Below are 13260 nucleotides of genomic sequence, written 5' to 3' on the forward strand. Positions count from 1 at the left end.
CTTGTGAAAAGGGGCGCCCCCGTCGTCGTGGAGAAACGTGCTTCTCCAGACGGGTTTCTCCGGGCTGGCGGTTCAGCCGGCGAGCAGCTTCTTCACCACGGCGGCCACGCGGCCGCCCTCGGCCAGGCCGGCGACCTTCGGGTTCACGATCTTCATGACGGCGCCCATGGCGCGCGGGCCCTCGGCGCCGGCCGCCTTGGCCTCCTCGACGGCCTGGGTGACGATCGCCGTCAGCTCCTCGTCGCCGAGCTGCTTGGGCAGGTACCCGGCGAGGATCTCGCCCTCCGCCGTCTCCTGCGCGGCCTGCTCGGGGCGACCGCCCTGGGCGAAGGCGTCCGCGGCCTCGCGGCGCTTCTTCGCCTCCTTGGTGATCACCTTGAGGACCTCGTCGTCGGAGAGTTCACGCTTCTCCTTGCCCGCGACCTCCTCCTTGGTGATCGCGGTGAGCGTCAGCCGGAGGGTCGAGGAGCGCAGCTTGTCCTGCGCCTTGATCGCGGTGTTGAGGTCTTCCTGCAGCTTCGACTTGAGCGTGGTGGTCATGGGTGTGATTCTCGCAGGTGCGCAACCGGCTCCGCCCGCCGATTTAAAGGGCGCTGGGCGACGGGGTGTCAGTGGGGTCTGACACGATGGGCGTATGCGCGCGCGATACGGAGTACCCCTGGGAATTGCGGCGGCCGGCGCCGCTGGTGTGGTCTACGCGGCGGCCTTCGAGGTCCGCTCCTTCCGGCTGCGCCGGGTGACGGTGCCGGTGCTGCCGGCCGGCATGCGCCCGCTCAGAGTCCTCCAGGTCTCCGACATCCACATGGTCGGCGGCCAGCGCAAGAAGCAGCGCTGGCTGCGTTCGCTCGCGGGCCTGCGCCCCGACTTCGTGATCAACACCGGCGACAACCTCTCCGACCCGGAGGGCGTCCCGGAGGTCCTGGACGCCCTCGGCCCGCTGATGGACTTCCCGGGCGCGTACGTCTTCGGCTCCAACGACTACTACGGCCCCAAACCCCGTAATCCCGCCCGGTACTTGCTGGAGAAGAGCGCCGGCCGCCACGGTCTGAACGGCAACCCGCCCGTCGTAGGGGCCATCCACAACCCGTGGGAGGACCTGCGGGACGGTTTCGACGCGGCGGGCTGGCTCAACCTGACGAACACGCGGGGCACGCTGAAACTCGAGGGCGCGTCGGTGGAGTTGACCGGCCTGGACGACCCCCACATCAAACGCGACCGCTACGCGCGCGTGGCCGGCGGCCCGTCCGAAGGCGCCGACTTCTCGATGGCCGTGGTGCACGCGCCGTACCTACGGGTGCTGGACTCGTTCACGGCGGACGGCTACCCCCTGATCCTCGGCGGCCACACCCACGGCGGCCAGCTCTGCATCCCGTTCTACGGCGCCCTGGTGACGAACTGCGACCTGGACACGGACCGGGTGAAGGGCCTGTCCAGGCATACGGCGGAGGGGCGGACGTCGTATCTGCACGTGTCGGCGGGGTGCGGGACGAATCGGTATACGCCGGTGCGGTTCGCCTGTCCGCCGGAGGCGACGTTGCTGACGTTGGTGGGGCGGGAGTAGGAGACAGGTACCGGGGGCCGCTGCGGGGCGCCTCATGGGCCGCGGTCGCTGCGGTTACCTCGTACAGCCCACCCGTATCGCCCCTTTCGTCCCCGCTGCCTAGCGTGAGGGCATGACCGCCCCGATACCCAGGGACATCCCGGACCTCCCCGCGGTACCCGGCATGCCCGCGCTGCTCGCCTCACCCGTTCCCGCCACCGCGGTGGTGGCCCCGTACCGTCGCCCGCTCACGGCGGCGTACCGACTGCTGGTCGCGTTGGCGGCGGCAGCGGCGGTGACCGTCGACCTGTTCCTCGGCAGCCCGATCCGGGTGCTGACCTACTTCACGATCCAGAGCAACATCCTGCTGGCCCTGGTCATGATCGCCACGGCCCGCCGAGCCTGGACGGCCCGCCGCCCCCTCTCCCCCCTGGTCACGGGCGCGGCACTGCTCTACATCACGATCACCGGCCTGGTGTACCACCTGATCCTGGCGCACGCGTCGAGCCCGTTCGCGATGACGGGCGGCACGACGGCCCCCACGGGCTGGCAGGCGGTGACCAACCAGGTCCTGCACACGGCGACACCGATCGCGGCGGTGATCGACTGGCTGTTCCTGACCGCCCCCGGCCGGCTGCGTCTGCGGATGGCGGCGACGTGGCTGCTGTACCCGATGACGTACCTGGCGGTGTCCTTGGGCCGGGGCGAGCTGATCCTCCCCGGCACACCGGGCCGCTACCTCTACTCGTTCCTGGACGTGGAACACCACGGCTACAAGAGCGTCCTGGGCAACGCCCTCCTCCTCGGCCTCGCCTTCTACGCCCTCTCCGTCCTCCTCGTGGCCCTCGACCACGCCCGCCCCAATCCGATCCGCCACCGCGCCAAAACCGGATTTCGTCTCCAGCCACCGGTGGGCTAAAGTAAACGACGTCGCCACGATGAGCAGCAGCTCTGGCAAGGTGAGTGGCGACATCGGGGTGTAGCGCAGCTTGGCAGCGCGCTTCGTTCGGGACGAAGAGGTCGTGGGTTCAAATCCCGCCACCCCGACAGCTAAAACGCCAGGTCAGGGCCGATGCTGAGAGATCAGCACCGGCCCTGATTTGCGTTGCGGGCCCATTTTGGGAGCCATTTGGGAGCCGACTTCGGGAAGCGGCTCCCCGGTGGCTCCCAGCGAGAGGCATTCCGCCTTCGAGCGTGCCCGTGCGCCGCGTGTGCCCCGGGAGAGCCATCCCCACGGCTTGTGCGGAGGAGCCCACAGACGATACGACGATCGCCATGCACCCTTGGTCTCCGATAAACGACCGGCAACTCGCACTCCTCACCCGCATCGGGGACGGAACCGACCCCGTCACGTCGGACAGTCCCGAGCTCGCACTTACCGCCCGCGCGCTCAAGGAGCGGCGCCTGATCACCATGCCCAAGCAGAGTGGGAAGTGGCAGGCGGAGATCACTGACACGGGACGTTTCTACCTGGAGCACGGCCATCACCCCGACCGGCCGGAACCGGCTCCGCGCGGGCGACGTCCGAGAGTTTCTGAGCCAGAGGTACGACCGGCCTCTCCAACACAGGAGCAAGCCACGGCATCGCCCAAGACGAAGCAGGCGCCGCAGCGCGCAGTGACGCCCACGCGGTCGACGCCGGCGGAAATCGGCGCCGCTTTTATCGCGGAAGTGCAGCAGGCTGGACGGTTTCTCCGGATCCCGAACCCCAGCGACGGGGAACGAGCCCGCTACCGCAGGGCATTCGACGCAGCCCGGCAGCGCGCCCCAGAGGAATACAACCTGAAGTACAGCGGGCGGACGAAGGGGGACTGCTCGGAGAGTCGGTTCAGGTGGTGTGGGACCACCGACGCCGTCTCCGTCAGCTCGTGCCGCCCCACACCGCTTCCAGGTCCCGGCAGCGGACCAGGATGCTCGCGTCGGTCAGCGCGATCTCGTGTGTGCAGCCGCCGTCCTCGTCCGGAAGGATTTCGTCGAGGAGGACGGCGTCGACCAGCATCCAGTCGATGGAGTGTTCGTAGTCGACGGAGAAGTGCGTCACGCCCGAGTAGGTGATGCGCAGGCCGGAGTCGTGCTTGAACTTGTTGGGCGCGAAGTCCAGGACCAGGCCGCCGCTCTTGTCGGTGGCGAGGTGGACCCCGGCCAGTTCCAGATCCTTGACACAGCGGGTCGCGCCCGCGATGTCGTAGTGGCCGGGGTCGGTGGCGAAGGACCGGGCACCTGGGGGCAGGTCGGCGCGCAGACGCGGCAATTCGGCCAGATAGGCCCCGGGATCCACGAAGAACCCTCCGTCGTCCCAGACGGCCGTGACGTACTTCATTTGCATCCTTCCGCGGCAAGAGGCGGTCGCCTCCATTTGTCTCCGGTGATGTCCTCGGTCCCCTTGGGAGCGATGCGGCCGACCTTCCGCAGGTCGTAGATCATCCGTCCCTTGATGGCGTTCTCCACGCCGGGCGGGACCTCGACTTCCGAAGCCTTGATGCCATGTTTGTTGAACCAACCCTGGCTGTTGTACAGCCCGACTTCGCGCATGGACTTGTCGTAGACGTGGATCTCCACGTCCCTTCCCTTGTTGCCCACCGGGAAGATGTCACGGCGGCCCGTGTACCCCTGCCCGAAGTCCAGTGGGTTCTTCGGCCCCGACGGCCCCTTCCCGGCAAGCCCGAGGGGGTCGGTCCAGCCCAGTGGGTTCGGAACGTAGGCGTGGTGATCGGGCGCGGGGACCAGACCCAGCGGATCAGCGCTGATGTACCGCGCCGTCTCCGGGTCGTAGTACCGGTGAAGGTTGTAGTGCAGGCCCGACTCGGGATCGGCGTACTGGCCCGGAAAGCGCAAGGGACAGTCCACCGGCGACGCGTCCTCCCCCGGAGCCGGGAGGCGAGTGCCCCACAGGCTGGTACGGCGCTGCCAGACCAGATCTCCCGTTGCGGCAACCAGTTCCGTGGGCGTGCCCACCGCGTCGGTGACGACGGCATACAGCCGGGCCCTGTGCTCAGGAGCCGATTCCTCCGCCAGCTGCGCCAGGAAGGACGTGTTGCCAGTTGACGCGGCCGGTCTGTGGTTCGTCTGGGCTACCGGGCGAGGATCGTCAGCCGCGTAGTCCCAGGTGGTGACCCAGCCGTCCGGCGTGATCTGCTCGGCCAGGCACAGGTCGTCCCAGACGAAGTCCGTACGGTCGGCCACGGAACCGTCGTCGGCCACGCGGTGCTTGGAGACGCGCCGGCCGAACGGATCGTACGCGTAGTGCCAATGGCTGCCGTCCGGAGCGACCAGGTCCGTGAGACGGTCCTCGGCGTTCCACGCGTAGGTCCAGACACGGGCCTGGCCGTTCAGGAGCTTGCGGGTCCTCCGGACGAGGCGGCCTTCGGCGTCGTACTCGTACGAGGTGCGACCGGCCGAGCGGACGAGCGTTCCGTCGAACCGGCGTTCACTGCCTGCCTCTTGGTCCGGCGACGTGGCGTGCACGAGGTTGCCCGCCGGATCGTACGCGTAACTTTCCGTCCAGCCGTGGGCGCGGACGCCGCTGACCCGGCCCATGCCGTCCAGGTCGAAGCGGCGGGTGCCCGACGTAAGTTCCCGGATCTCGGTCACGCAGCCGTCGGCCTGATGGGCGTAGGTGCGGTGTTGGAGGAGGCGGTCCGCGCCGGACACCAGGGAGGCGGAGGTCGCGGTCAGAGTCTGCGCTGTCAGCAGCCCCACCGCGCTCCAGCTCTGCTTCAGCGTCACCTCCGCGCCGATGTGGCGCTCTGTCTCGTGGCCCGCGGCGTCGTGGACGAAATCCAGCGTGCCCGCGCGCGAGCGCAGGGTGAGAGGGCGCCCGGCCGGGTCGTAGGTCCACTCCGAGACCAGCCCGGACGGCGTCACCCGTCGGGTGCGGAGCCCGAGGGCGTCATGGACATGTGTGGTCGTGCCGCCGTTCACGGTCTCCGTCAGGACCCGGCCGAACGCGTCACGCGTCAGCACGACTTCGGCGTCCGCGTTGGCCGCGCGGCACAGACCGCCGTCGGGGCCGTAGCCGAACGTGGTGACGTCACCCGCGTCCGAGCGTTGCTCCACGACCCGCCCGAGCGCGTCCCGCGTGAAACTCAGGGTCTCTCCGGCGCCGTTGGTACGCGCCCGCAGACCACCGACAGCGTCGTGCGTGTACCTGAGGGTGCGGCCGTTGAAGTCCGTTTCCGTGGCCAGGCGGCCGGCCTCGTCGTAGGTGTACGACCAGGCCAGGCCCAGCGGGTTGGTGACGGATGCGAGGCGGAGTTCGCTGTCGTAGGCGAATGCGTACTGCGCGCCGTCCGGGTCCGTGCGGGAGGCTGGGGCACCGAAGTGGGTGGCTGTGTGGCGAGTGGTGTGGCCGGCGGGATTCGTGTGGGTGAGCAGGTTGCCTTCGGCGTCCCACGTCCACGACTCGCGCGTGCCATCGGGGTGTTCGCGCCAGGAGGGCCTGCCCTCGATGGTCCAGCCCATGCGGGTGGTGTGCCCGAGTGGGTCGGTCGTTTCGACGATTCGGCCGAACGCGTCGCGGCGGACCGTGGTCGTGTGGCCCAGCTCGTCAGTCAGGGTGAGGGGCAGGCCCGCCGCGTCGTAGGCCACCGTGCGGGTGTGGCCTAGAGCGTTCGTGATCGCCGTCGGGCGGCCTTCCGCGTCGCAGGTGTATCGGGTCTCCGCGCCGATGGGGTCGACCGTCGTCAGCAGGTTGCCCCGCTCGTCGTACGTGTGTCGCCAGACCGCTCCACCGGGCTCGACGAGTTCCGTGGGCAGGTCGAGTGCGTTGTAGGTGGCCCGCGCCAACGAGCCGTCGGGCAGGGTGAGTTCGGTGAGGTTGCCTGTCCCGTCGTAACGGTATCGGGTGATGTGGCCGAGCGGGTCGGTGACCGTGAGGGGTTGGCGGCCGTACTCGTCCCACTGGGTGCGGGTGACGTTGCCGAGCGGGTCGGTCTCCTCCTCGACCATGCCCTCCGCGTTGTGGCGGTGGGTGGAGGCGCGGCCCTGGGAGTCGGTGTACGTCGTCGTGCGTGCCGTGTCGTCGTACGTCAGCGTCCCGGACAGGATGCCGTCGACACCCTCGGTGCGGACGACCCGGCCGCGCTCGTCGTAGACGTAGCCGAACCAAGTGCCGTTCCGGTCGGTCCACTTGGTGACCCGGCCCTCGGCGTCGTACGCGAACCGCAGGGGTTCCCCACTGGAGTTGACGACCTCCGTGAGATTGCCGGCGCCGTCGTAGCCGTAGCGCATGACGACCGTGCCCTCGTCCGGCACGTTCCGTGTGTAGCGGGAAGGGGGTTCGTCGAGCAGGCGCAGGGCGGTGATGCGGGGGCCGGTCGTGTCGACGGCGACGTAGTAGCCGCCGGAGTGGCGGAGGCCGAACGGGACGCCCTCGTCGTCGCGTTCGACGTCGATGCGGTTGCCGTTGCGGTCGCTCCAGGAGTCCAGCGCGAGGTGGAAGACGCCGAAGGTGGGGGAGGGGACCGGGGCGGCGAAGGTGCGGACGACGCCTGTCGCCGGGTCGGTGACCGTCATCGCGCTGTCCGGCTTGCCGTCCCATTCCAGGGGCCAGCGGACGCCCTTGACGGGCATGGTCGCCATGCCCGGTTCCGGTACCGGGTAGACGAGGCGCATGCCGTCCGCCGCTGCGAACACCACGCCCTCGCCGTCGATCTGGAGACACTCGTCCAGGGTGGATATCCAGGTCGGACCGAAGCAGACCCCACCCCGGTACGAGGACAGATGGGTGCGCGTGAACTCCAGCGGCAGGCTCCCCGGCAGCGCCAGATCGGTCTGCGTCATCAGCATCGCGCCGGTCGCCACGTCGATCGGCTCGCCGACGCAGGGGGTGCGGTCGGCGTTGCGGGCGGCTGGGCCGAGTTCGACGAGGTCGGGGCGGAGCGACGGGGGCCGTAGCAGCAGCGGTGTCGTGTCGCTGAACGCGCCCTCGATGCCCGCCTTGACGACCCCGCCGCCCGCGCCCAGCGCGCCGCCGAAGATCATGCCGTCCTTGGCTGCCTGGTTGACCTCGTCGAGGCTGAAGCCCTGCTGCAGGCCCGTCGCCATCTTCAGCGGCTGGGCCACGGCCAGGTCGACGGTCACCGACTCGATGCCGCCAAAGGCTGCGGCCACCAGGGTGCCCGCCGCGATCTCGGCGATCGTCGTGGAGACGGCCACGCCGAGGCCCGCGCCGAACTCGATGACCAGGTCGGCCGCCGCGACGGCCGCGCCGGAGGCCAGGCCCGCGGTGAAGAACGCGAGAGCCACCCCGCCCGCGATCACGGCGGCGTCGATGCCGATCTGCGTCCAGAGCTTGTTGATGGCGTCGTCGATCGCTTCGGCGAACTTGTCGAGCGCCGTGGCCATTTGGCGCCCCGAGTCGGCCAGGTCCTTCAGCCAGCCGCCGTCCTTGTCCTTGGCATAGCGGCCCCAGAACTTCCCGAACGCCTCGATCGATTCACCGGTGTTGTTGTGGATGATCGACGACGCGCTCTGGTTGACCGGGCCCCGTACGTCGTCCACGGCGTCCGCGAAGGTGCGCCAGGCCGTCGCCGCCGACCGCAGTTTCCCGGAGTCGGCCTCCGGCCACCACAGGCCCAGATGCAGCAGGATCTTGCGGGCCTCGTCCTCAACGCTCACCGGCACCGTCCGACTTCGTGACCTTCACTTCGGTGAACATCCCGGCGATCAGCTCGTCGTTGTCGACATGACCGTCCGCCATGTCGGCCATCGCCTCGTGAATGCTCGTCAGACCGAGCACCAGCGTGCCCGCCGCGCTCTCGATCTTCTTCTGCAAGGGCTTGTAGGAGTCGCCGAACTCCTTGCCCTGCTTGTCGTTTCCCCAGGGCTCGCCCAGCCCGTCCAGGGACTTCACGAGCGCGGTCAGCGCCTTGCCCAGATCAACTGCCGCCGTCTGGAAGTCCGGCGCCGCCCGCTTCAGGTCGGCGGTCTTGATGTCGAGGACCTTGGTCGGGTCCTTGCCGTCGCCCATCGACGCCTCCCCCGTTCGCAACTGCGGCCTTCGACCCTAGGGGAGACAGGTCAAGAGATGGCCATACAGAAGGCACGTGAAGGTAATACGGCGTCGGTGGAAATACTCATCACCGAGGGCGAGTTCATCGTCTTCGGTCAACTGAGAGACAGCGTATGTCTCTTGGTGGCTGTGTCTGGCGACATGTTCGGGCTGGCCGGTAACGTCTTGCCCTCCACCATCGCAAGCATGGTCGAGGAGACCCAGGCGATTGCCGGTTCCGTGTAGGCCGACCGCAGTCTGCGCAGACAGACACTTGGGATGCGCCAACGAGCGAGCTTGGGTCGCCGCAGTCGTCGTCTGTCCGGCAAACCGAACGGGCCCTGCCGGAGATCACCGCTGCCTGTCCCTTGGCGATGCCGCGTGCAACTGACGTACAGCGAGAAGTCGTAGACGTGCGTGCCGTCGCTCTTGGGAATGATGTCGACCGACCCGGTGGTAGCACGTCTTCACATAGCCGAGGGGTTGCCGCGGCCCGCTCGCCCTCGACGAGCCTGCCGGTCCGCCCAGCACCCTCATCCCAGAGCGGGCAGGCTGGGCCTCAGCGAAGCTGACGTTGGTCACAGCTCATGGACGAACCATGTACGCCGTGCGAGTCCCGTGGCACCGCTGCTGGCCTGGGCTACGAGGCGAGGTAGGTCATTCCCCTAGGAATCGCTCTGTTCCTTCTCTGCGCGGACCTGTTTGTTCCCCAAGGGAACGATTCTTGACGATGATCTCCTGCGGCCTGTCCCTTGTTCGGGCTGCAACGGCGAAGGTGTTGGAGGCAGAACGCAGGCCGTCCGGGTCGTCCGTCGTAGAAGGAAATCCATGGTGTCCCGCGACAATGTTGCGGGACACCAGAGAGCTATCAGAGCGCGATCTCGCGTGCGCGCAGGAGCTCGTTGAGTACGCGCACTGGCGACGTCGGACACGTGGCCAGTCGGGCGTCGAGCGCTGTCGCCCACTGCTCGGTCAGTCCGAACATGAGGCGTTTACGCATGCCGGAGGTGACGTGGGCGTAGCGCGCCGAGACCGAGCCGTCGACGTGGCCCATGCGTTCGTCCATGAGGACCTTCTCGGTGCCGAGGTCTTCCATCATGGTCCGGTGGGTATGGCGCAGGCCGTGGGGTGTGAGGCCCTTGGCAATCGGGAGCCAGCAGGCGTCGGCCCGGTCGCTGGCGCCGCGTCCTCGGGCCGGGACTCCTGGCCACGGCTCGCCGAGGATCGGCACAGGGCGGGGCTCCTGCGGTGCCTTCTTCGGGTACCAGCCCGAGACCGCAGGAGTGAACAGCCAGGTCCCGAAGCCGTTTCGACGCCAGTGGGCAGCGTGCACCGACACCGCGCCGCCCCGCACGAACCCCAAGTCCGAGATGGCCTGTTCCACCGTCGCCCGCTTGGCTTCGGTGACGCGGTCGGGGTGGTTGAGGACGTTGGACACCGTGCCCGTGGAGACTTCGGCACGGCGTGCGACATCGACGAGTTTCGCGCCCTGGTGGCCGCCGGTGCGGGCCGCGCCCTGACCGCGGAAGACGTAGGTCTTGCCGTGACACGGGCAGGGTTTCGGCTTGGTGCGGGCGACGTGGTTGGCGACCAGGCCCGACAGCCAGTCCGGTGCATCGATCTTGCGGTAGCTGTCGTCCTTGGGCGGACAGCGCACGAGCTCGCCGGTGTCGAGTTCGTACAGTTGCCACTCGACGCGGACGGAGCCGGGGCGGGCGAACTCCGTCTCCAGGCCCACGATTTCGCCCCAGCGCATGCCGGTGTACCCCTTGAGGACGACGGCGACGAACTCGTCGTCACGGCCGGAGAGCAGGGCGGCCCGTTCGGCGGTCAGCAGGATGCCGAGCGGGTCGGTGACGACCTTCTCCGGGCCACGGTCCCGGGAGCGGCCGGCGCGCTTGCCGCGCCCTCGTCGTCGGGCGGCCGGATTCGAGGTGATCAGGCCCTCGTCGATCGCGTCCTCGAAGATCAAGTGGAGCGTCGAGCGCCAGGTCTTGACGCTGGAGGCCGCGTAGACGGCCTTCTCCTTCTTCTCCCACAGGTCGACGTCCGTGCGCAGGATGCCGGCGAGCGCCTTGTCCTCGAAGTCGGGGAGCAGGTGCTCCTCGATGTGGCGCTTGTAGTTCTGCATAGTCGAGGCAGCCAGGTCCTGAGCCTCGTACCAGCGGTTCGCGTACTCACCGAAGGTCTCCTGGCCGAGTGCCGGGTCGCGCCAGTCGCCGCGCCGGTACTTGTTCTCGGCCTCGCTCGCCGCGCGCTGGGCCTCGCCCTTGGTGGCAAACCGGATCGCCTTGCCGGTGTCGTCGACGACCGTGAGGTGCTTGCCTGGCGCCGTCTTGTACCGGCCGCGCCAGTAGTTGCCGCGCTTCTCCGCGAAACCCAACTTCCTTCTTCCTCCATGCTCTTGGCTCGTGGCTGAGTGCGGGCGCGTTACACGGCGGTCTCGTACTGGGTACGGCGCGGCGGCCGGGCCCGCAGACGTCCCGTCGTCGCGGGCGTAGTCGGCCGAGGGGACTGGGCGGCACGAGTTCGTGCAGCGGGAGGACTTGTCGCTGCCAGACTGGTCGGCGCGCTGCTGACAAATCGCTTCGGGCGCTCTTCGTGGAGGCGGACGATCTCGGCGAGGTGCGCGGCGGTGAAGCGGTAGGCGCGGCCGACGCGGGTGTGCGGGATGAGTCCGCGTCGGGCCCGGTCCTTGACCCACCAGGCGGAACAGCCGAGGGCTTCGGCGATTTCTTCAGGACGGTAGAGGCGAGGCAAGGGGGCTCCGCCCTCTGCGCCGGGAAGGCGTCGTACGAGGGCAGGGGGTATGTCGGAGTGGTGCAAGAAGGGCGGGTCCTTACTGGGTGGGGGCGTGCTCGGTCAGCGGCGCTGGGCGCGCCTCGTCACGTGGTAGTCGGCCCCTGCAGCAGCACGAGAGGCGAGACGAGGAGGGCTTCGGCGATCGCGACAAGGTCGTCGGCATCACATCGGCGTTGGGCACGCTCGATGCGGGACAGCATGGTGTTGGACATCGGGTGGCCGACGGCGGTCACGCGGCCGGCCAACTGGCGTTGTGACAGGCCGCGTTCGGTTCGGAGGGTTTCGATGGTGCGGGCCGCCTGAATTCCGGCGGGTCCGACTTCCAGTGAGCGTGGGGGCATGACTCCAATTGAAAGGTCTATTCGCCGGTTTGGGTAACCGGCGATCGTGGTCTATGTTGCGCTCGCGTCGTTCGCGGGATGCGGTTCCCTGGGGTCGGGAAGGGGTACGGAGAGGCGTGTCAATCGTGGCTCTGACGTGGGGTGTTGTGTTGTAGCTTCCCCGCCTGCGGACCGTCAACGGCTTACCGATGTGATGCTTCTGGCTCTGCAGTCGGGGCAACTATTTGGTCAACAGCGGATCGTGCCTTACGGTTTTGCTCCCGCCCGCCACCGAGCCCCATTCCTCGCGGCCTTTCTGCCGTGAGAGATTGCGCCGGACAGGGCTGGACTTGCGCGACTGGGGTGTGGCTATGTTGACGACACCCCGGGAAGCGCAATCGCTTCTCGGCGCGCGTCCGCGCCAATTCCCCTCGAATCCCGCCCCGACCGACGGCGAGTCGTGATGTCCACGCACAGGCCACCGAGTGAGGACCTCCCCTCACTTGGCACGAATCCGCACCATCAAGCCCGAAGCCTTCGTCTCCGAGTCCTTGGCCGCCGTCTCCCTGACCGCCGAGCGCACCTTCCTCGGCCTGCTCACCCAGGCCGACGACCAGGGCCGCCACCGCGACCACGCCGCGATCGTCGCCGGGCAGTTGTGGGTGCTGCGCCCGGAGCACACCCCGTCCGACGTCGAGACGGACCTCGCGCAGCTCGCCGACGCCGGACTGATCTGCCGCTACAAGGGCCCGGATCACAAGCGGTACCTGCATGTCGTGACCTGGCACCAGCATCAGAAGATCAACCGGCCCAGCAAGGGCCGCCTCCCGGGCTGCCCGGTTCATGACGCTTCGGTCGCTGCCGTGCCTGACGCTGGAGCCCGTGTCACGGAGTCCTCCCTGCCGCCTCGCGCAGTCCTCCCTGAGGGCTCCGGCGAGTTCCGTGAGTCCGCACTGAATCCGGAGCGCGATAGCGAAGCAGCAGGTCAGGAGCGCTTCAAGGAGTCCTCCGTGAGGGATCGGGGAGTGCTCGGTGAGGCAACAATCACCGACCCCGCTGCGATCGACTTCGACTCGCCCAAAGTGCAGGCCGCGGAACTCCCGGCCTCCAACGGCATTGGCACCGCACGTGGACTGGCGCGCATGTACGCCGCGCTGATCGGCGAGGTGGACGGCGTGCTCCTGCTCACCCCGGAAACCCTGCAGGCGGCAACCAAGGAGCAGGCCGGCGGGAAGGACCGGGTGATGCTGATCCCGAGCCGATTCAGCTCCGGATACATGCTGCCCACCGAGACCAACCCCATGACTGGCCCGAACGCATTCGGTCACACGGGGCGAGGGGGCTCACTCGGCTTCGCTGACCTGGAGCACGGCGTCGCCTTCGGTTACGTGATGAACCACGTCGTAGGAGGCCCTGACGACGTACATGCGACGTCGCTGGTTGAGGCGGTGCGACAGTCGCTGGCGTAGCTGGGAGGTGGGCGCCGGAACTCGCTCGGAGGGCTTGCCTAGATCAGTGAGCGTTTTCAGCTCGGCCACCGATCGGGTGACGCCGACAGGGTGCGCAACGCACGAGGCTCCCGTGCCGTTGGGGGAGGTGTTCGAAGT

General features: G+C 68.4%; 11 protein-coding genes and 1 tRNA gene. 5 read left to right on the forward strand and 7 right to left on the reverse strand.

Annotated elements, in window-relative coordinates; translation table 11 throughout:
• Positions 1-72 precede the first annotated feature (72 nt).
• Positions 73-540 carry a GatB/YqeY domain-containing protein gene (locus ACFWP5_RS48885; RefSeq protein WP_384172719.1) on the reverse strand — a complete coding sequence of 156 codons (468 nt, stop codon included), beginning with the start codon at positions 538-540 and terminating at the stop codon, positions 73-75.
• 94 nt (positions 541-634) lie between these two features.
• Here ACFWP5_RS48885 and ACFWP5_RS48890 point away from each other — a divergent pair, with 94 nt between their 5' ends.
• The 3 genes from ACFWP5_RS48890 to ACFWP5_RS48900 all read left to right on the forward strand — a co-directional run bounded on the left by ACFWP5_RS48890 (position 635) and on the right by ACFWP5_RS48900 (position 2587).
• Entirely contained in the window at positions 635-1561 is a 927-nt protein-coding gene (locus ACFWP5_RS48890; protein ID WP_384172722.1) for a metallophosphoesterase, read from the forward strand.
• Positions 1562-1673: 112 nt separating this feature from the next.
• Positions 1674-2459, forward strand: a complete 786-nt coding sequence (locus ACFWP5_RS48895; RefSeq protein WP_384172725.1) for a Pr6Pr family membrane protein — start codon at positions 1674-1676, stop codon at positions 2457-2459.
• Positions 2460-2513: 54 nt separating this feature from the next.
• Positions 2514-2587 (forward strand) — tRNA-Pro (locus tag ACFWP5_RS48900).
• 814 nt (positions 2588-3401) lie between these two features.
• On the opposite strand, the gene ACFWP5_RS48905 is transcribed toward ACFWP5_RS48900, so the two are convergent.
• Genes ACFWP5_RS48905 through ACFWP5_RS48915 form a run of 3 tightly spaced genes read right to left on the reverse strand, consistent with a single transcriptional unit; the run spans position 3402 to position 8510 of the window.
• The gene (locus tag ACFWP5_RS48905) at positions 3402-3860 is read right to left on the reverse strand and encodes a hypothetical protein (protein WP_384172728.1); all 459 of its coding nucleotides are present in this window, start codon (positions 3858-3860) and stop codon (positions 3402-3404) included.
• Positions 3857-8164, reverse strand: a complete 4308-nt coding sequence (locus tag ACFWP5_RS48910; protein WP_384172731.1) for a DUF6531 domain-containing protein — start codon at positions 8162-8164, stop codon at positions 3857-3859. Before ACFWP5_RS48910 ends, ACFWP5_RS48905 begins: the two co-directional genes overlap by 4 nt.
• Positions 8148-8510 (reverse strand): hypothetical protein, encoded by a 363-nt coding sequence (locus ACFWP5_RS48915; protein WP_384172734.1) that lies wholly within the window; start codon positions 8508-8510, stop codon positions 8148-8150. The genes ACFWP5_RS48910 and ACFWP5_RS48915 overlap by 17 nt, the downstream gene beginning before the upstream one ends.
• A 57-nt stretch (positions 8511-8567) precedes the next feature.
• Between ACFWP5_RS48915 and ACFWP5_RS48920 the strand changes: the two genes are divergently transcribed.
• Positions 8568-8777, forward strand: a complete 210-nt coding sequence (locus tag ACFWP5_RS48920) for a hypothetical protein (RefSeq protein WP_384172737.1) — start codon at positions 8568-8570, stop codon at positions 8775-8777.
• Between the two features lie 622 nt (positions 8778-9399).
• Here ACFWP5_RS48920 and ACFWP5_RS48925 read toward each other — a convergent pair.
• The 3 genes from ACFWP5_RS48925 to ACFWP5_RS48935 all read right to left on the reverse strand — a co-directional run bounded on the left by ACFWP5_RS48925 (position 9400) and on the right by ACFWP5_RS48935 (position 11674).
• Positions 9400-10914 (reverse strand): LacI family DNA-binding transcriptional regulator, encoded by a 1515-nt coding sequence (locus tag ACFWP5_RS48925; RefSeq protein WP_384172739.1) that lies wholly within the window; start codon positions 10912-10914, stop codon positions 9400-9402.
• Positions 10915-10961: 47 nt separating this feature from the next.
• Positions 10962-11291 carry a helix-turn-helix domain-containing protein gene (locus ACFWP5_RS48930; RefSeq protein ID WP_384172742.1) on the reverse strand — a complete coding sequence of 110 codons (330 nt, stop codon included), beginning with the start codon at positions 11289-11291 and terminating at the stop codon, positions 10962-10964.
• A gap of 125 nt (positions 11292-11416) precedes the next feature.
• Complete coding sequence (locus tag ACFWP5_RS48935) at positions 11417-11674, reverse strand: helix-turn-helix domain-containing protein (protein WP_384172745.1); 258 nt, start codon at positions 11672-11674, stop codon at positions 11417-11419.
• A 482-nt stretch (positions 11675-12156) separates the two neighbouring features.
• Between ACFWP5_RS48935 and ACFWP5_RS48940 the strand changes: the two genes are divergently transcribed.
• A complete protein-coding gene (locus ACFWP5_RS48940; RefSeq protein ID WP_384172748.1) occupies positions 12157-13122 on the forward strand; it encodes a serine hydrolase in 966 nt (321 codons plus the stop codon).
• Positions 13123-13260: the final 138 nt, after the last annotated feature.

The sequence above is a fragment of the Streptomyces sp. NPDC058469 genome (assembly GCF_042721125.1).
Classification (GTDB): Bacteria; Actinomycetota; Actinomycetes; order Streptomycetales; family Streptomycetaceae; genus Streptomyces.

Coding starts and splice junctions, on each gene's coding strand:
- ACFWP5_RS48885 (WP_384172719.1), bottom strand. CDS start 540: ATGACCACCACGCTCAAGTCGAAGCTGCAGGAAGACCTCAACACCGCG.
- ACFWP5_RS48890 (WP_384172722.1), top strand. CDS start 635: ATGCGCGCGCGATACGGAGTACCCCTGGGAATTGCGGCGGCCGGCGCC.
- ACFWP5_RS48895 (WP_384172725.1), top strand. CDS start 1,674: ATGACCGCCCCGATACCCAGGGACATCCCGGACCTCCCCGCGGTACCC.
- ACFWP5_RS48905 (WP_384172728.1), bottom strand. CDS start 3,860: ATGAAGTACGTCACGGCCGTCTGGGACGACGGAGGGTTCTTCGTGGAT.
- ACFWP5_RS48915 (WP_384172734.1), bottom strand. CDS start 8,510: ATGGGCGACGGCAAGGACCCGACCAAGGTCCTCGACATCAAGACCGCC.
- ACFWP5_RS48920 (WP_384172737.1), top strand. CDS start 8,568: ATGGCCATACAGAAGGCACGTGAAGGTAATACGGCGTCGGTGGAAATA.
- ACFWP5_RS48935 (WP_384172745.1), bottom strand. CDS start 11,674: ATGCCCCCACGCTCACTGGAAGTCGGACCCGCCGGAATTCAGGCGGCC.